The sequence below is a fragment of the Methylobacterium sp. Leaf89 genome (assembly GCF_001422215.1).
Lineage (GTDB): Bacteria > Pseudomonadota > Alphaproteobacteria > Rhizobiales > Beijerinckiaceae > Methylobacterium.
On record NZ_LMML01000009.1, the window covers coordinates 238,566 to 255,502 of the forward strand.

Below are 16,937 nucleotides of genomic sequence, written 5' to 3' on the forward strand. Positions count from 1 at the left end.
TGGGCGCACGACGCGCGTGCACGGGCCGTTCTGCTCGGATGCGGAGGTCGAGAGCGTGGTCGCCCACCTCAAGCGCCAGGGCCGACCCTCCTACCTCGAGGCCGTCACGGCCGACGACGGCAGCGGCGACGAGAAGCCCGCCAAGGGCGCGAAGGCGGACAAGGCCGACCGCGCCGAGAAGGCCCAGGCGGCCGAGATCGAGGACAGCGACGCCCCGATCTTCGACGCCGGCGCCTATGCGGGCAGCGGCGGCATCGATCCCGGCGCCGAGCTCTACGACCAGGCGGTGCAGGTGGTGATGCGCGACCGCAAGGCCTCGACGAGCTACATCCAGCGCCGCCTGCAGATCGGCTACAACCGCGCCGCCTCCATCATGGAGCGGATGGAGATCGAGGGCATCGTCGGCCCGGCCAACCATGCCGGCAAGCGCGAGATCCTGATGGAGGGCGGCCACGCCGCCTCCGGCATGATGGATTACGACGACTGAGCCGGATGGCGCGGGTGGGGCGGTGGCCGTCCCACCCGTCGCATATTCGCCACAGGGCGGGCTTCTAAGCGGGCACCACCCGCACTCGATCCGCACGCCTACGCATCGCCTCAAGGGAGCGTCCCGATGATCGGCCGCCGTCACCGCCTCGCCGCCGGTCCGCTGCTCGTCCTGGCGGCGGGCCTCGCCCTGCCGCAGCCGGCCTCCGCCCAGGTCTCCTCGTTCCTCGACGGCCTGTTCGGCCGCAAGGAGCAGCCGGCCCCGGCCCCCGAGCCGGAGCCCGAGCCCGCCCCGGCGGCCCCCGCCGCCGCGCCGAAGAAGCCCGTGGCCCAGGCGCCGAAGCCGGCCAAGCCGGCGGACAAGGTGGCGGCCGACAAGGCGGCTGCGGCCAAGGCCGCCAGGGCGGAGCCCAAGACCATCGATCCGAAGGCCGTCGATCCGAAGGCTGGCGCCAAGGTCGCGGCCGTGGGCGCGCCCGCCGCAGCCGCCGTCGCGGCGGAGGCGGACGACGCCACGGTGATCGCCCAGGCCAACGCCTACTTCAACGGCATGACCACGCTCACCGGCAGCTTCGTCCAGATCGGCCCGGACGGGCGCCGCATCGGCGGCAAGCTGACGCTGGCCAAGCCCGGCCGCCTGCGCTTCGACTACGACCAGCCCTCCCCTCTCGAGATCGTGGCCGACGGGACCTCGGTGGCGGTCAAGGACCGCAAGCTCGGCACCCAGGACCTCTACTTCATCTCGCAGACGCCCCTGAAATTCCTGCTGCGCGACAAGATCGACCTCGCCCGCGATCTCTCCGTCACCGACGTGGCCAACGATCCGGGCGGCCTGCGCATCGCCCTGGAGGACCGCTCGACGCTGGGCGGCACCTCGAAGATCCAGCTCTTCTTCGACGCCGAGGTGAAGACCCTCAGCCAGTGGCGGATCACCGATCCGCAGGGCTACCAGACCACGGTGCAGCTCACGAACCTGCAGAAGGGGCGCCCCGTGGAGGGGAACCTGTTCTTCATCAATTACGGGCGCGCCGAGGACAAGGCGGCCGAGCGCCAGATCCGGGCGCAGTAGCGGGGGGATCACCCGGCCGCGCTTGTCGGGCCGGGGCCGATGCGGCTAAGCGTCGGGCTCGCATCGTACGAGCCGAGCCCATGCACGACATCCGCGCCATCCGCGACAATCCGGACGCCTTCGACGAGGCCCTGCGCCGCCGCGGGCTGGCGCCGCTCGCCGCCGAGCTGATCGCCCTGGACGACGCGCGCAAGTCCGCGATCTCGGCCGCGCAAGGCAACCAGGAGCGCCGCAACGCCCTGGCCAAGGAGATCGGCGGCGCCAAGAAGGCCAAGGACGAGGCCCGGGCGCAAGCGCTCATGGCCGAGGTCGCCCGCCTGAAGGACGAGGCCCCGGCCCTGGAAGCCGCGCAGGCGGAGGCGGCGGCGACCCTCGACGCGCGCCTCGCCGCGATCCCGAACCGCCCGAACCCGGAGGTGCCCGAGGGCGCCGACGAGCACGGCAACGTGGAGTACCGCCGCTTCGAGGCCCAGCGCCCACAGCTCGCCACGGGCAAGCAGCATTTCGAGATCGGCGAGGCCTCGGGCCTGATGGATTTCGAGGCCGCGTCCCGGATGTCCGGCGCTCGCTTCGTGGTGCTCAAGGGCCAGCTCGCCCGCCTGGAGCGGGCGCTCGGGCAGTTCATGCTCGATCTGCATACCGGCGAGCACGGCTACACCGAGGTGGCGCCGCCCATCCTGGTCCGCGACGAGGCGATGTTCGGCACGGCGCAGCTGCCGAAGTTCCGGGACGACCAGTTCCAGGCGGGCGAGCACTGGCTCATCCCCACGGCGGAAGTCCCCCTCACCAACCTCGTGCGCGAGAGCATCCTGCGCGAGGAAGAGCTTCCCCTGCGCTTCACCGCCCTCACCCCGTGCTTCCGGGCCGAGGCCGGCTCGGCGGGGCGGGACACCCGCGGCATGCTGCGCCAGCACCAGTTCAACAAGGTCGAGCTCGTCTCGATCACCCATCCGGAGCAGTCGGCCGCGGAGCACGAGCGCATGCTGGGCTCGGCCGAGGCGGTCTTGAAGAAGCTCGACCTGCCCTACCGGATCATGACGCTGTGTACCGGCGACATGGGCTTCGCCTCCCAGAAGACCTACGACATCGAGGTCTGGATGCCGGGCCAGGAGACGTTCCGCGAGATCTCGTCCTGCTCGGTCTGCGGCGACTTCCAGGCGCGGCGGATGAACGCGCGCGTCCGCGCCCGGGATGGCAAGGCGGTGAATTTCGTCCACACCCTCAACGGGTCCGGCGTGGCCGTGGGCCGCGCGCTCATCGCCGTCATGGAGAACTACCAGAACCCGGATGGCAGCGTCACGGTGCCGTCGGTGCTGAAGGCCTATATGGGCGGGATCGACCGGATCGAGGGGTTCAAGAGCTGATGCGCATTCTCGTCACCAACGACGACGGCATCCACGCGCCGGGGCTCGAGACCCTGGAGGGGATCGCCCGGGCCCTCTCGGACGACGTCTGGGTGGTGGCGCCGGAGACCGACCAGTCCGGCGTCTCGCATTCCCTCTCGCTGAACGACCCCCTGCGTCTGCGCCAGGTCGCCGAGAAGCGCTTCGCCGTGAAGGGCACGCCGTCCGATTGCGTGATCATGGGCGTGCGCCACATCCTCAAGGACCACGGGCCCGACCTGGTGCTCTCGGGCGTCAACCGCGGCCAGAACGTCGCCGAGGACGTGACCTATTCGGGCACCATCGCGGCGGCCATGGAGGGGACGATCCTCAACGTGAAATCGATCGCGCTGAGCCAGGCCTACGGGGCCGGCGGGCGCGGCGCCATCAAGTGGCACTGCGCCGCCGAGCACGGCCCCGGGGTCGTCCGCAAGATCCTCGACATCGGCATCGAGCCCGGCATCGTCGTCAACGTGAATTTCCCCGATTGCGAGCCCGGGGAGGTCCTGGGCACGGCAGTGACGGCGCAGGGCTTCCGCAACCAGGCCCTGCTCCAGATCGATGCGCGCCAGGACGGGCGCGGCAATCCCTATTTCTGGCTCGCCTTCGCCAAGGCGACGTTCCAGCCCGGCCACGGCACCGACCTCAAGGCCATCGCGGAGAAGCGCATCTCGGTCACGCCGCTGCGCCTCGACCTCACCGACGAGCCGAGCCTGACGCGCTTCGCGCAGGGTTTTTCGGAGGTTTAGCAATCGTTTTGCTCAGCCCGATGCGGCCCTCCTCCCCCTTATGGGGAGGCGTGGGAGGTGGGGGTGGCTGGGTGACCCGCGACCGACTGAGGCCAGCGGAGCGACCCCCACCCCTGCCCCCTCCCCGCAGGGGGGAGGGGAACGCGTTCCATTCGAATCCGAGCCGCAACTCTGAGCAGCCGCGCCCGGGACAAGCCGTCCCCCCTGCGGCACACACCCAGAGACAATGGGCCTTCTTCGAGAATCAGCCATGATGCACGAGGGCTCGATCGAGGATGCCGCCTTCGTCATGGCCCTGCGGGGCCGCGGCGTGCGCGACACCGACACCCTGCGGGCGATGGAGCGGGTGCCGCGCGAGCGCTTCGCCCCGGCCCGGCACCGCGACCTCGCCCGGCGCGACCTCGCCCTGCCCCTGGCCTGCGGGCAGACCATGACGGCGCCGACCACGGTGGCGGCGATGCTGAAGGCCCTGGGCCTGCGCCCGGGCGCCCGCATCCTCGAGATCGGCACCGGCTCGGGCTACGTCACCGCCCTGCTGCTGCGGCTGGGCGCCGCCCATGTCCGCAGCCTCGAGCGCTACGCCACCCTGGCGGACGAGGCCCGCGACAACCTCGTGCCGGAGGACCGGCCGCTCGCCACGATCACCATCGGGGACGGGCTGCACCCGGCGACCCTGCGGGGGGCGGAGCCCTTCGACCGCATCCTCCTCAACGGGACGGTTCCGGCGATTCCTGGGCACTTCGGCGACCTGCTCGGCCCCGGCGGCCGCCTCGTCGCCCCGGTCGGCCGGCCCGAGGCGGCGGGCCTCGTCACCTGGACGCGGGGACCGGACGGCGCCCTGGACGTGCGCCCCGGCGCGGCCGTCCGGCTGGCGCCGCTCACCCCCGGGCGCGCCGGCATCCTGTAGCGCGAAAGGTTCCGGCGGAGCCCCGTCCGTGCCGCGAACGTGGTGAATCGGAACGGTTGCTTAACCTGAATCGGGTTTGAATGACGTCATCAAGTTGCGTCAGGCAAACAGGTGCGTCGATGCGGGTTCGCGGGACTGGTCGAGGGTTGAGGACGCTGTCGCGTTTCGCGCTCATCGGCGTGATTGGAGGCGGTGCGGCCGCCTGTTCTTCGGATGCGTCCCGGTTGGGCGATCCCTTCGGCAATCCATTTGCCTCGAACCTGTCGAGCGAGCCCGCCGCGACGGGCAGCCTGCCCGACGGCGAGATCGCCCCGGCGCCGGTGGTGCGCACCAGCCGCATCCAGTCCCAGGCCCTCGGGGCCCCGGGCGCGGCTTCCTCGCCGGCGGCCATGTCGCCCCGCCCGATGGCGGCGGCCCCCGCCCCGGCCCGGCCCCAGACCACGCGTCTCGCCTCCACCGAGCCGGTCTCGGGCGGCATGACGGGTTCGGCGGTCTCGGGCATGAATCCCGATGCGGCCCGCATGAGCACCCGCGCGGTGCCCGCCGCGCCGGCCCCGAAGGTGATCGACCGGGCCGCCGAGAAGCGTGCCGCCGACGCCCGCCGCGAGGCGGAGGCCCGCGAGGCCGCCGAGGCCAAGGTCGAGGCCAAGCGCCAGGCCGAGGCCGCCAAGCTCGCCGAAGCCCGCAAGGTCGTGGAGGCTGCGAAGGCCTCCGAGACCCGCAAGGCCTCGGAGAAGGCGGCGGCCGCCGCCAAGCTCGCCGAGACCAAGGCGGCCGAGGCCCGCAAGGCCCATCCCCGTCCCGGTCAGGCCGTCGCCAAGGCCGAGGACAAGGCGGTCCGCAAGATCGAGATCAAGGAAGCCAAGGCCGAGGTGAAGGCCGAGGCGAAGGCGGACGCGGCCAAGGACGCGGCCAAGAAGGCCGAGGCGGCCCGCAAGACGGCCGAGGCCGAGGCGGCCAAGCTGGCCAAGGCCGACGCCGCCAAGGAGGCCGCCCGCAAGGTCGCCGAGGCGAAGGCCGCGGAGGCCGCCGCCAAGGAGGCCGCCAAGGCGCCCGTAAAGGTCGCTGCGGTCGAGGCGCCCAAGGCAGAGCCGGCCAGCACCGGGTCGGTCGCCGCCTCCGAGCAGTCCTTCCGCTGGCCCGCCAAGGGCCGGGTGATCTCGGGCTACGGCACCTCCGGCAACGAGGGCATCAACATCTCGGTGCCCGAGGGCACCGCGGTGAAGGCCGCCGAGGACGGCACCGTGGCCTATGCGGGCTCCGACGTGAAGGGCTACGGCAAGCTCGTCCTGGTGCGCCACTCCAACGGTTACGTCTCGGCCTACGCCCATAACGGCGAGCTCGACGTGCGCCCCGGCGAGAAGGTGAAGCGCGGCCAGACCATCGCGAAGTCCGGCGCCTCCGGCAACGTGACCTCGCCCCAGCTCCACTTCGAGATCCGCAAGGGCGCGACCCCGGTCGACCCGATGCCCCACCTCGCCAGCAACTGATCGTCGGGCGCTCGCGCCGAAACGCGGAACGGCGGTCCCTCGGGGCCGCCGTTCTCGTTTGGGGGTCCGGTCGGCGACGGCCTCAGCGGCCGGTGCGCACCCGGGTCCAGCTCCGGGTGACGAAGCGCTGGGTGCGGTCGTCCCAGGCGGTGTTGCTGGCGAGGCGCTGCATCGTCGCCTCGTCCGGGTAGATGCCGGGATTGGCCAGGATCTCGGGCTTGACGAACTTCCGGGCCGCCGCGTTGCCGCTGGCGTAGGAGACGAAGTTGGTGTTGGCCGCCGCCACCTCGGGCCGCATCAGGTAGTCGAGGAAGCGGTGGGCCTCGGCGGGATGGGGGGCGTCCTTCGGGATCGCGAGGGCGTCGAACCACATCAGCGCGCCCTCGCGGGGGATGACATAGCCGATCTCGACCCCGTTCTTGGCCTCCTCGGCCCGCTTGCGCGCCTGCATGATGTCGCCGGAATAGCCGACCGCCAGGCAGAGGTCGCCGTTGGCCAGCCCGTTGATGTATTCCGAGGAGTGGAACTTGCGCACCGAGCCGCGGACCTTGAACAGGGCGTCGGTGACCTGGGTGATGTCGTCCCAGCGCTTGGAATCCGGCTTGAAGCCATAGAACGGCAGCAGGCTCGGGATCAGGTCCTCGGGGGAATCGAGCAGCATCACCCCGCAATCCTTGAGCTTGGCCATCAGGCCCGGATTGAGGACGAGGCCCCAGCTGTTGAGGGGCTGGTTCGCCCCCAGGCGCTCGCGCACCTGGGTGAGGTTCACGCCGATGCCGGTGGTGCCCCACATGTAGTCCACGGCGTAGGTGTTGCCGGGGTCGTAGGTGGCGAGCCGCGCGGCGATCTCGGGCCAGGCATGGACGAGGTTGGGGATCCGGGCCTTGTCGAGGGGCTGGAACACGCCCGCCCGGATCAGCCGCTGCAGGAACGGCCCGGAAGGGGCCACCACGTCGTAGCCCGAGCGCCCGGCCAGCAGCTTGGTCTCGAGGATCTCGTTGTTGTCGTAGGTGTCGTACACGACCTTGATCCCGGTCTCCCGGGTGAAGGCGTCGAGCACCTTCGGGTCGATGTAGTCCGACCAGTTGTAGATGTTGACCACGCGCTCGCCCTGCGACGCGGGCGTCTGCGCCCGGGCCCCCGGCAGGCCGGGCGCCAGGGCGGCGAGCGCCCCGGCGACCAGCCCCCCGGACAGGAGCGCGCGGCGGGTGCCGGCTCGGCTCATGCCTGTCCTTTCGCGGCCACGACCACGATCTCGACAAGGTATTCGGGGGCGGCGAGCTTGGCCTCCACCGTGGCGCGGGCCGGCGGGTTGTCCTTCGCCACCCAGGCGTCCCAGGCGGCGTTCATCTCCGCGAAGGTGGCGATGTCGGCCAGGTAGATGGTGGCGGTGAGGATGCGGCTCTTGTCGGTGCCGGCGGCCGCCAGCAGGCGGTCGATCTCGCCCAGGATCTCCTGGGTCTGCGCGGTGACGCCGGCGCCCACCACCGTGCCGGCCACCTGGCCCGCGAGGAAGACCATGTCGCCGTAGGTGACGGCCTGGCTCATGCGGGGACCGGATTCGAAGCGCTGGATCGTCATGGCGGGGATACGTGCCTCTCGCGTGTCGGCCGCGGGATGCCGCGGGGCACCCCTGGAATGCCCCCTTGGCATCCCGGCTCGGGGCAAGCGTTGTGCCGCGTCGGGGACCCGAACGTAAAGGCCCCCCGCGCCCGGCGCGCGCGGCGAACCGGCCGCGCCGGATCGGCGTTTCCGTCCACGTGACAAAGTCCCGTCGTGCGGCGCAACTCATCCCGCGGGTGCGGCGTTCTCACCCCATGCGCCAAGGCCAAGGCTCGAAAGCCGGCCCCTGCCGCCAGTGACGTCCGACCCAGAGGGTTCGGCCAAGTTCGAGGATCAGCTCATGGGTATCATCTGGACCATCATCATCGGCTTTCTGGCCGGTGTCATCGCCAAGTTCATCATGCCGGGCAGCAACGAGCCCGGCGGCTTCATCCTGACCACGATCCTCGGCATCGTCGGCGCCTTCGTCGCCACCTTCCTCGGCCAGGCGCTGGGCTGGTACGGTCCGAACCAGGGCGCGGGCCTGATCGGCGCCGTCGTCGGCGCCATCGTCGTGCTGGCGATCTACGGCTTCATCCAGGGCCGCCGCTCGACCACCACGCTGTAAGGCCAGCGACGTCCGAAGCCCGAAACGAGACGGGGCGCCTCACCGAGGCGCCCCTTTTTCGTGTCCGGTCGCGATCCGCCCGATGCCGTGGGCACCGGGCGCGGGGCCTGTCAGGCCTCGGTGGCGGCCTTGACGGCGCAGTGGCCGGTGGCGCCGCGGATGGCGAGGCCGGCGCCGACCACGAGGGCCGCGAGGCTGAGCCACTTGTTCGGGCGCGGCTGCGCGGCGGCGGCGGCGATGCCGAGGCCGAGCACCACCGAGACGGCGCGCTCCGTGGTGGTGAGGTTCGGGGTGCCGCTGAAGATGTCGTGGATCATCGCATTGGCCATGCTGGCGTCTCCTGTGCTGCGTCGCGGGGCGAACGCGGCGGGGGAACGGGCGTTCCACCGCCGGCGTGCGGGGCGGCACGAGGTCGTCGCCGGGCCCGGTCCCAGCCACGCCCGAGCTAGCGGGCGTTGGGCAGCCGCACGGTCACGCCGGGCCTCGCCGCCGGGGCGTCCGGGCCGGCCGGCGGCGCCCCGCCCCAGCGGGTCGCCTCGATGCGCACCGAGCCCCAGCCGGTGGCGACCGTGATCGACAGCGGCAGCAGCAGCGCCCCGTCGAGGATCGGGGCGAAGCGCACCCGCATGTCGTCGTTGGCGGCCATACGGCGGACGCTGCTCCCGCCGGAGCGGTGCCCGGAGATCGGCACCCAGCGCACCCGGCAGTCGAGGGCGGGGCCGCGATAGGCGCCCTCCGTCACCGTGGCCAGGCTGCCCCGCGACAGCACGAGGTCGGCCCGGCTCGCCCCGTCGAAGACCGGGATGCGCCGGTCGCACAAGCCGGGGTCCAGGGGAGCGGTCCCGAGGGGAATCGTCAGCATGGTCAGGGGGTCGACCACGCCGACCCTGTCCTCCGGCGCCACCGGGACCCGGTCGTCGCGCGGGGTCGGGGGCGGCGCGACGCTGGCGCTGCGCACGCGCCCGCCGGCGAGGTCGAGTTCCACCGCGATCGGCTTGCCGCCGTAGCGGCTGTCGATCCGGAAGGTGGCGGTGACCGCGCCGGCGCGATTCGTCGACCCCGCGACGGTGGCCTTGCCGGCCCCGTCGAAGAAGAATCCGGCGAGGCCGCGCAGGCCCGCCTCGAGCTCGAGGGCGTAGCGCGCGTCCGCCCGCTCGACCGCGAGGCTCGCCTCGCCCGCCGGCAGGTTCAGGAAGCTCAGGCCGTAGGCGGCCGTGAAGCGGCGCGTGGGCGCCTCCCCCGCGGCCTGCGCGCCGGCCCCGCCGGCCACCAGCAGGGCGACCGCCACGGCAAGGGAGGGCGGGGTCAGGGTCCGGATCTGTCTGTGCCTGCGCGCGGACACGGCCATCGCCTCATCGCGCCTCGGACGGCGCCCAGCCGGTCATATCGGCGTCGGGCGCCCGTGGTATGCGCGCTTCGGCACCTCGCGCGCGGGCACACCCCGTGCGGCCCACCCCGCCCCTCGCGTGCCGCCAGGACACGACCCCGTTGGACCGACCCGCCCGATACGCCCTGTACTTCACGCCCGCCCCCGGCTCGGCCCTGGCCGCCTTCGGCGAGGCGATCCTCGGTCCCGGCCCGGCGCCCGGCCCGGAGGCGCTCCGGGCGATCCTGGCCGCCCACACCGCCGAGCCGCGCACCTACGGCTTCCACGCCACCCTGAAGGCGCCGATGCGCCTCGCCCCCGGCGCCACCGAGGCCGATCTCCTCGCGGCGGCCGAGGCCCTGGCCGCGCACCGGAGCCCCCTGCCCGTCGGCCCCCTGCGGGTCGCCGCCCTCGGGGCCTTCGCCGCCCTGGTGCCGGTTGCCCCCCCGGCCGCCCTCGGCCTCCTCGCCGCCGAGTGCGTCGCGGCCCTCGATCCCCTGCGCGCGCCCCTCACGCCCGCCGAGCGGGCCCGCCGCCGCCCCGAGCGCCTCGATCCCCGCGGCCGGGCGCTGCTGGAGCGCTGGGGCTACCCGCACGTCTTCGAGGCCTTCCGCTTCCACATGACGCTCACCGGCCCCCTCGGGCCGGAGGACGGGGCGACCGCCCTGCCCCTGCTGGCCGCCGCCGCCGCGGGCCTGCCCGACCTGACGGTCGATGCGGTGAGCGTGGTCGTCCAGGACGGCGCGGGCCCGTTCCGCCTCCTGCGCCGCCTCCCCTTCCCCGCCTGACAGGATCGCCCGATGGTCTCCGATCGCCTCGGCCTCGAACCGGCCGTCCACCCGACCGCCGAGCTCTCGGCGTGCCGCCTCGGGCGCTACACCGAGGTCGGCGCGCGCACGCGCCTCAGCGAGACGCATCTCGACGATTACACGTACATCGTCGAGGACGGGCAGGCGAACCACACCACCATCGGCAAGTTCTGCTCCATCGCCTCCCACGTGCGGATCAACCCCGGCAACCACCCGATGGAGCGGGCCTCGCAATCCCACTTCACCTACCGGGCCGGCGCCTACTGGCCGGGGGAGGAGCGGGACGAGCCCGCCTTCTTCGCCCGGCGCCGGGCCCGGCCCGTCCGCATCGGCCACGACGTCTGGATCGGCCACGGCGCCGTCATCCTGGCCGGGCGCACCATCGGCACCGGGGCGGTGGTGGGCGCCGGCACGATCGTGACGCGGGATGTCGCGCCCTACACCGTCGTGGTCGGCAATCCGGGCCGGGTCGTGCGCCGCCGCTTCCCCGAGGCGATCGCCGAGCGCCTGCTGGCCCTGGCCTGGTGGTATTGGGACCACGCCCGCCTGCGCCGCGCCCTGCCGGACTTCCGCGCCCTGTCGATCGACGCGTTCCTGGAGCGCTACGAAGCAGAGGCCTGAGACTTCCGGCTCTCGATTAGCCGAACAACTGTCATGATCCTGTCGTGCCCCGCGGGTTTACCGGCGTTCATCGTGAAGCGCCGGATACCCGCATGCTGATCCTCGAAGATCTGACGCGCCGTTACGGCGACCGCCGCGCCGTGGAGCGCGTCTCCCTCGCCATCCCCCGCGGCCGCTTCGTCGGCGTGATCGGGCGCTCGGGCGCCGGCAAGTCGACCCTGCTGCGGATGATCAACCGCCTCGCCGAGCCGACGGGCGGCCGCATCCTGTTCGACGGCCTCGACGTCACGGCCCTGCGCGGGCGGGACCTGCGGCGCTGGCGGGCGCGCTGCGCCATGATCTTCCAGCAGTTCCACCTCGTCGGCCGCCTCGACGTGCTCAGCAACGTCCTGATGGGCCGGCTCTCGGAGGTGCCCCGGCACCGCGCGCTGCTCAAGCTCTGGTCCGAGCGCGAGCGCGCCCTGGCCCTGGCCGCCCTCGACGGCTTCGGCATGGGCGACTTCGCCGGGCACCGGGCCGACCAGCTCTCCGGCGGCCAGCAGCAGCGCGTCGCCATCGCGCGGGCGATGATGCAGGCCCCCGACCTGATCCTGGCCGACGAGCCCGTGGCCTCCCTCGACCCGCGCAACACCCGCATCGTCATGGACGCCCTGGCCGAGGCCAACCGGCGCCACGGCATCACGGTCCTGTGCAACCTGCATTCCCTGGATCTGGCCCGCACCTATTGCGACCGCCTCGTCGGCCTCGCCGACGGCCGCCTCGTGTTCGACGGCGCCCCCGCCGACCTCACCGAGGACGTCGCCCGCCAGCTCTACGGGCTGGAGGCGGGCGAGGTCATGGACGCGCCCGCGCGCCGCGCGCCCTACCCCGCCGCCCTCGTCGCCTGAGTCCTGAAACCCTCCATCCGGGAGTTTCCCATGCTGACCCGCCGATCCCTCGCCGGAGCCCTCGCGCTCGCCCTCCTCGCCGCGCCCGCCGCCGCCCAGGACTGGAGTGCGGCCTATCCGGAGCTGACCCTGGCGGTGATCCCGGCCGAGAACGCGTCGGGCACCACCGATCGCTACGCGCCGATGACCGCCTACCTGTCGAAGGCCCTCGGGGTGCCGGTCAAGCTGCGCATCGCCAACGACTACGCCGCCGTGATCGAGAGCCAGCGCGCCGGCAACGCCCAGCTCGCCTTCTACGGCCCCGCCTCCTTCGCCCGCGCGGTGATGACCGGCGTCAAGGTCGAGCCCATCGTCAACCAGCGCCACAACACCGGCGCCTCGGGCTACTATTCGGTGGTCTACGTGCGCGCCGACAGCCCCTACAAGACGATCGAGGACCTCAAGGGCAAGAACCTGGCCCTGGTCGACCCGAACTCCACCTCCGGCAACCAGGCGCCGCGCTTCTTCCTGAACAAGGCCGGCTACCCGGTCGACACGGTCTTCGGCAAGACCGTCTATGCCGGCAGCCACGAGAACGCGGTCCTCGCCCTGGTGCAGGGCACCGTGGACGCGGCGGCCAACCTCTACAACACCGACACCGACACCATGGTCACCCGCATGGCCGCCAAGGGCATGCTGAAGAAGCCCGACGGCACGCCGATGAGCCAGGCCGATTTCCGCGTGGTGTTCAAGTCCGACTTCCTGCCCGAGGGCCCCTTCGCCATGCTGTCGAGCCTGCCCGACGCCCTCAAGGCGAAGATCCGCGAGGCCCTGGTGGCGATGCCCACGGCCGACAAGGCGGCCTTCGACCGGCTCTCGGACGGCAAGGACCAGGGCCTCACCCCCGTGACCCTGAAGGACTACCAGCCGATCATCGAGATGCTGAAGTTCAACGACGACCAGCGCCGCAAATCTTGACCGGACCCGTCACGAGCCGTGGGCGCGGGGGCGCGCCGGGGACGACCGATGCCTGAGCGGATCGCGCCCCTGCCCCCGGACCGGGCCGCCGCCCTGGCGGGGGCCTACGACGCCGCCGTCGCCGCGACCCGGCGCCGGACCTGGGCGGGCCTCGCCGGGCTCGTCGTCCTCACCGGGCTCGCTGCCTGGGCCGCGGAGGTGCGCCCCTGGGTGCTGGCGACCCATCTCGGCCGCTTCACCGACTACATCGTCCAGATCCTGCCACCCCTGACCTGGGCGAACCTGCCGGGGGACCTGGCCGAATGGTACTGGGGCGGGCCGAAATGGCTCGGGCTCCTGGGGGAGACCCTGCTGATGGCCTATCTCGGCACCCTCCTGGGGGCGATCGGCGGCGTCCTCCTGTGCTTCTCCGCCGCCGCCAACGTGACGGGCAGCCGGACGGTCTGCATCCTGGTGCGGCGCGGGCTCGAATTCTGCCGCACCGTGCCCGAGATCGTGTTCGCGCTGCTCTTCGTCATCGCCTTCGGCCTCGGGCCGATGGTGGGCGTGCTGGCCCTGGCGATCCACAGCACGGGGGCGCTCGGCAAGCTGTTCTCGGAGGTCGTCGAGAACATCGACATGCGGCCGGTGGAAAGCCTCACCGCCGCCGGGGCCGGGCGGATCGAGACCCTGCGCTTCGCCGTGCTGCCGCAGGTGCTGTCGAACTTCGTCTCCTACGGGCTGCTGCGCTTCGAGATCAACGTGCGGGGTGCCGGCGTCATGGGCTTCGTCGGCGCCGGCGGCATCGGGCAGGAGCTCCTCGTGGCGATCCGCAACTTCTACTACGCCGACGTCAGCGCCATCCTGGTCCTGATCATCCTCACCGTGATGGCGATCGACCTCGGCACCGAGCGCCTGCGCCACGGGCTGCTCGGGGGCCTGCGATGACCGGCCCCGACCCGACCCCGGCCGAGATCGCCGCCCTGCGCCGGCGCTTTCCCGACAGCTTCCGACCGGCCTGGCGGGGGCGCCTCCTGGCGGTCCTGGCGCTGGCCGGCCTCGCCGCCCTGGCGGCCTACGCCCTGGTGCGCCTCGATGTCTCCGGCGCGCGCCTGCTGGCCGGCCTCGGCCGCCTCGGCGAGTTCAGCCTGCTGATGTGGCCGCCCGAGACCGGCGGCCGGGCCTTCGCCTTCCTCCAGGCGCTGGCCGAGACCCTCGGCATCGCCTTCATCGGCACGCTGACGGCCGCGCTCGTGGCCTTTCCGGTGGCGTTCCTGGCCGCCCGCACCGTGGTGCCGAACCCCTTCGTGCACTTCACCGTCCGGCGCGGCCTCGACGTGATGCGCTCCGTCGACGTGCTGATCTGGGCCCTGATCTGGATCAACGTCGTCGGGCTCGGCCCCTTCGCCGGGGCGCTCGCCATCGCGTGCGCGGATGTCGGGGCGCTGGGCAAGCTGTTCTCCGAGGCGGTGGAGACCGCCGACGCCAAGGCCGGCGAGGGCGTCTCCGCCTCCGGCGGCACCGCGCTGCACCGCATCCGCTTCGGGCTGATCCCGGCGGTGCTGCCGGTGCTCGGCAGCCAGGTGCTGTACTTCTTCGAATCGAACACCCGCTCGGCCACCATCATCGGCATCGTCGGCGCGGGCGGCATCGGCCAGTATCTCAGCGAGCTGATCCGCGTCCTCGAACTGCGCCAGGTCGCCTTCCTGATCCTGATGATCCTGGTGACCGTGGCCCTCATCGACGCCGTCTCGGGACGCCTGCGCCGGGCCCTGATCGGCGGGGCCGCGCGCTAGGCGGTCGGTCCCGCGGCGAGATGGGGCGGATCGGGTCTGACGCGGCCCGGATCGTCCGCCCCGGGCCGGCCGGTCGCCGCATGGGGGATCGAGCCGCCGGGCGAACGTCCGAGGCATCGGCGCATCTCGCCGAGGGCGGGCGCCGTCGGGGACGTCCTGCCGGAAAGCTCCCGGGTCGGGACGTCATCGCAGGGGCGGGCTGTCCCGCGCATCCCAGGCCTTCCTGGGTCCGTGGTGGTGCGTCTCGTCTTCGCGGCACGCAGTGGAAATCCCGCCCGGCCGCGTTCGCCGGGATCGGGCCTGCGCGATGACTTGAGGTGGATCAAGGCGGATCGTTCGAAACCGGCCGAGGCTGAGGGCGGCTCAATCGGGAGACGAACGATGTCCCAGGCCGTTCCTTCGCCGCTCTCTGCCATCCGCGACATCCTCGTCGGGACCGCCATCGAATCCGACCGCCCGGAGGCCTCCGCCGCCATCGGCTACGGGCTGACCCTCGCGAGAGCCGCGGGCGCCCACCTGACGGTCCAGTCGGCCTCGTGGCGGCTGACCGGCGACGATGCCTGGCTCGGCGCGTTCGACCTCGACGGCGTGGCCGCCATCGACCGGCGCCTCGATGCGCTGGCTCGCTCCGTCGCGGACCGCGTGGCCGGGGATGCGGCGCAGGCGGGCGTGATCTGCACGGTCGAGACGCCGAGCCTGCCCTTCCCGGAGATCGTGGGCCGGCTCGCGAGGCAGGCGCGCCTGCACGACCTGACGGTCCTCGACGCGGGCTCCCGGACCTACGACATCGATCGCGAGATCGTCGAGAAGGCCCTGTTCATCAGCGGACGCCCCGTCATCGCCGTGCCGCCGGGCATCGAGGCCTTCTCCGCGCAGCGGATCGTCGTGGCCTGGGACGGCAGCGCGCAGGCGGCGCGGGCGGCCAACGACGCGCTGCCGTTCCTGCGCGCGGCTGAGGTGGTGGAGATCGTCTGCGTCGCCGACCCGGAGGACCTCCATGCCGCCGTGCCGGGCGCCGAGTTCGCCCCCCATCTGGCGCGCCACGGCGTGGCCGTCACGGTCGTCGACCTGCCGGTGGCGGACGGCATCGCGGAGACGCTGTGCGACCGGGCGCGGATGCTCCGGGCCGACCTGATCGTGGCCGGCGCCTACCGGCATTCCCCCATCCGGGAGTTCTTCTTCGGCGGCGTCACCCGGGCGCTCCTTCGGGGCAGCCCGGCGGCGCTGTTCCTGGCCCATTGAGATTCCTGGCCCATTGAGGAGGGCTTCCATGACGATTCCAAGACGACACGTCGGCGGTCGGACCCCGGGACGGGGAGCGCGGGCGGGCGATCCGCCCCGGCCCGGCCCGCGCCGCGCGGGGGAACCGGCATCCCCGGTCCGGCCCGCGCCGCCCGCCGCACCGGCGGTCGCCGGGGATGCCTGCCGAGATCCGTGCCGAACTCCTTGCCCGGATGATTGGATGCGCCCGATGGACGAGGACGACCGGCGCGCGCGGGACGCCGCCTGGGGCTTCGTCGAGTGAGTTCGGGACGTCGTCGGCCCGCCCGCATCCCATCCTCTGCCCGGGGGCAATCGGTCCCCGGGCCGGGACATCCTGGCTCGTCCCGCGCGCGCCCGCCTTGATCCGGCCCGGCCGTCACGATCCGGGTCCTGCCGGGGGGCGGATCGGCCGCCACGGCGTCCACCGGCAGGCCGGCGACGAGCGCCCGGTCTCGGGTTTCGGGCGCCTGGCGCGCCTACTTCGTCGTGGGGAGGGTCGGCGGGCCGAGATGCTGGAGGTAGTCGATCTTGCCGAGGCCCACCCCGGCGCTGCGGAGGATGCCGTAGGCGGTGGTGACGTGGAAGAAGAAGTTCGGAAGCGCGAAGCCGGTGAGATACGCCTGCCCGCTGAAGCGGTATCCCATGCCGTTCGGGAATTTCAGCTCCACCTCGCGCTCGGCGCTCAAGGCGGCCGGATCGACGCCCTCGACGAAGGCGATCGTCCTGGCACAGCGCGCCTGGAGTTCGGCGAAGGTCGTCTCGACGTCGGGCATCGCGGGCGCCTCGATCCCGGCGAGCCGGGCCACCGCGTTCTTCGCGCTGTCGGAGGCCATCTGATACTGGGCCGGCAGGGGCTTCATGTCCGGCGCCAGCCGCCGGTCGATCAACGCGGCCTCCGGCTGTTCCGATGCCGCCTTGTCGAGCCACGCGCTCATGCTGCGCAGGGCGTTGACGAAGATCGGGACGCTGACGTCGCGGATGGGGATGCTCATCCGGGGGACGTAGG

At 72.6% G+C, this 16,937-nt stretch carries 19 protein-coding genes; 14 read left to right on the plus strand and 5 right to left on the minus strand.

The window, feature by feature from the left end; all coding sequences use genetic code 11:
• The 6 genes from ASF18_RS24540 to ASF18_RS04890 all read left to right on the plus strand — a co-directional run.
• On the plus strand, positions 1 to 487 hold a 487-nt coding region (locus ASF18_RS24540; RefSeq protein ID WP_280138923.1), incomplete at its 5' end, for a DNA translocase FtsK.
• A 126-nt stretch (positions 488 to 613) separates the two neighbouring features.
• The gene (locus ASF18_RS04870) at positions 614 to 1,555 is read left to right on the plus strand and encodes an outer-membrane lipoprotein carrier protein LolA (protein ID WP_056349876.1); all 942 of its coding nucleotides are present in this window, start codon (positions 614 to 616) and stop codon (positions 1,553 to 1,555) included.
• A gap of 80 nt (positions 1,556 to 1,635) precedes the next feature.
• Complete coding sequence (serS, locus tag ASF18_RS04875; RefSeq protein WP_056349878.1) at positions 1,636 to 2,919, plus strand: serine--tRNA ligase; 1,284 nt, start codon at positions 1,636 to 1,638, stop codon at positions 2,917 to 2,919.
• Entirely contained in the window at positions 2,919 to 3,686 is a 768-nt protein-coding gene (gene surE / locus ASF18_RS04880; protein WP_056216447.1) for a 5'/3'-nucleotidase SurE, read from the plus strand. The genes serS and surE overlap by 1 nt, the downstream gene beginning before the upstream one ends.
• A gap of 250 nt (positions 3,687 to 3,936) precedes the next feature.
• Positions 3,937 to 4,593: a protein-L-isoaspartate O-methyltransferase gene (locus ASF18_RS04885; protein ID WP_156649646.1), complete on the plus strand. Its 657-nt coding sequence runs from the start codon at positions 3,937 to 3,939 to the stop codon at positions 4,591 to 4,593.
• Between the two features lie 119 nt (positions 4,594 to 4,712).
• Positions 4,713 to 6,083: a M23 family metallopeptidase gene (locus tag ASF18_RS04890; protein WP_056216446.1), complete on the plus strand. Its 1,371-nt coding sequence runs from the start codon at positions 4,713 to 4,715 to the stop codon at positions 6,081 to 6,083.
• A gap of 82 nt (positions 6,084 to 6,165) precedes the next feature.
• Here ASF18_RS04890 and ASF18_RS04895 read toward each other — a convergent pair whose 3' ends face one another.
• Both ASF18_RS04895 and ASF18_RS04900 read right to left on the minus strand, forming a co-directional pair.
• Positions 6,166 to 7,308, minus strand: a complete 1,143-nt coding sequence (locus ASF18_RS04895; protein ID WP_056349880.1) for a polyamine ABC transporter substrate-binding protein — start codon at positions 7,306 to 7,308, stop codon at positions 6,166 to 6,168.
• The gene (locus ASF18_RS04900) at positions 7,305 to 7,664 is read right to left on the minus strand and encodes a RidA family protein (protein ID WP_056216442.1); all 360 of its coding nucleotides are present in this window, start codon (positions 7,662 to 7,664) and stop codon (positions 7,305 to 7,307) included. The genes ASF18_RS04895 and ASF18_RS04900 overlap by 4 nt, the downstream gene beginning before the upstream one ends.
• Positions 7,665 to 7,986: 322 nt before the next feature.
• Here ASF18_RS04900 and ASF18_RS04905 point away from each other — a divergent pair, with 322 nt between their 5' ends.
• Positions 7,987 to 8,253 (plus strand): GlsB/YeaQ/YmgE family stress response membrane protein, encoded by a 267-nt coding sequence (locus ASF18_RS04905; RefSeq protein WP_056185315.1) that lies wholly within the window; start codon positions 7,987 to 7,989, stop codon positions 8,251 to 8,253.
• A gap of 110 nt (positions 8,254 to 8,363) precedes the next feature.
• On the opposite strand, the gene ASF18_RS04910 is transcribed toward ASF18_RS04905, so the two are convergent.
• Positions 8,364 to 8,582, minus strand: a complete 219-nt coding sequence (locus ASF18_RS04910) for a DUF2892 domain-containing protein (RefSeq protein WP_056216439.1) — start codon at positions 8,580 to 8,582, stop codon at positions 8,364 to 8,366.
• A gap of 116 nt (positions 8,583 to 8,698) precedes the next feature.
• The gene (locus ASF18_RS04915) at positions 8,699 to 9,601 is read right to left on the minus strand and encodes a DUF3108 domain-containing protein (protein WP_082487071.1); all 903 of its coding nucleotides are present in this window, start codon (positions 9,599 to 9,601) and stop codon (positions 8,699 to 8,701) included.
• Between the two features lie 140 nt (positions 9,602 to 9,741).
• On the opposite strand from ASF18_RS04915, the gene ASF18_RS04920 reads away from it, so the two are divergent.
• The 7 genes from ASF18_RS04920 to ASF18_RS04950 all read left to right on the plus strand — a co-directional run bounded on the left by ASF18_RS04920 (position 9,742) and on the right by ASF18_RS04950 (position 15,910).
• Positions 9,742 to 10,407 (plus strand): DUF1045 domain-containing protein, encoded by a 666-nt coding sequence (locus ASF18_RS04920; protein ID WP_056349882.1) that lies wholly within the window; start codon positions 9,742 to 9,744, stop codon positions 10,405 to 10,407.
• 12 nt (positions 10,408 to 10,419) lie between these two features.
• Positions 10,420 to 11,049 (plus strand): DapH/DapD/GlmU-related protein, encoded by a 630-nt coding sequence (locus ASF18_RS04925; RefSeq protein ID WP_056349883.1) that lies wholly within the window; start codon positions 10,420 to 10,422, stop codon positions 11,047 to 11,049.
• A gap of 92 nt (positions 11,050 to 11,141) precedes the next feature.
• Positions 11,142 to 11,936, plus strand: a complete 795-nt coding sequence (gene phnC / locus ASF18_RS04930) for a phosphonate ABC transporter ATP-binding protein (protein ID WP_056277779.1) — start codon at positions 11,142 to 11,144, stop codon at positions 11,934 to 11,936.
• 30 nt (positions 11,937 to 11,966) lie between these two features.
• A complete protein-coding gene (phnD, locus tag ASF18_RS04935; protein ID WP_056216431.1) occupies positions 11,967 to 12,893 on the plus strand; it encodes a phosphonate ABC transporter substrate-binding protein in 927 nt (308 codons plus the stop codon).
• A gap of 48 nt (positions 12,894 to 12,941) precedes the next feature.
• Positions 12,942 to 13,820 carry a phosphonate ABC transporter, permease protein PhnE gene (gene phnE, locus ASF18_RS04940; RefSeq protein ID WP_056349884.1) on the plus strand — a complete coding sequence of 293 codons (879 nt, stop codon included), beginning with the start codon at positions 12,942 to 12,944 and terminating at the stop codon, positions 13,818 to 13,820.
• The gene (gene phnE / locus ASF18_RS04945; RefSeq protein WP_056349885.1) at positions 13,817 to 14,668 is read left to right on the plus strand and encodes a phosphonate ABC transporter, permease protein PhnE; all 852 of its coding nucleotides are present in this window, start codon (positions 13,817 to 13,819) and stop codon (positions 14,666 to 14,668) included. The genes phnE (ASF18_RS04940) and phnE (ASF18_RS04945) overlap by 4 nt, the downstream gene beginning before the upstream one ends.
• Before the next feature lie 381 nt (positions 14,669 to 15,049).
• Positions 15,050 to 15,910: a universal stress protein gene (locus ASF18_RS04950; RefSeq protein ID WP_056277787.1), complete on the plus strand. Its 861-nt coding sequence runs from the start codon at positions 15,050 to 15,052 to the stop codon at positions 15,908 to 15,910.
• Positions 15,911 to 16,407: 497 nt separating this feature from the next.
• Here ASF18_RS04950 and ASF18_RS04955 read toward each other — a convergent pair whose 3' ends face one another.
• The gene (locus ASF18_RS04955) at positions 16,408 to 16,923 is read right to left on the minus strand and encodes a DUF1993 domain-containing protein (RefSeq protein WP_056349886.1); all 516 of its coding nucleotides are present in this window, start codon (positions 16,921 to 16,923) and stop codon (positions 16,408 to 16,410) included.
• Positions 16,924 to 16,937: the final 14 nt, after the last annotated feature.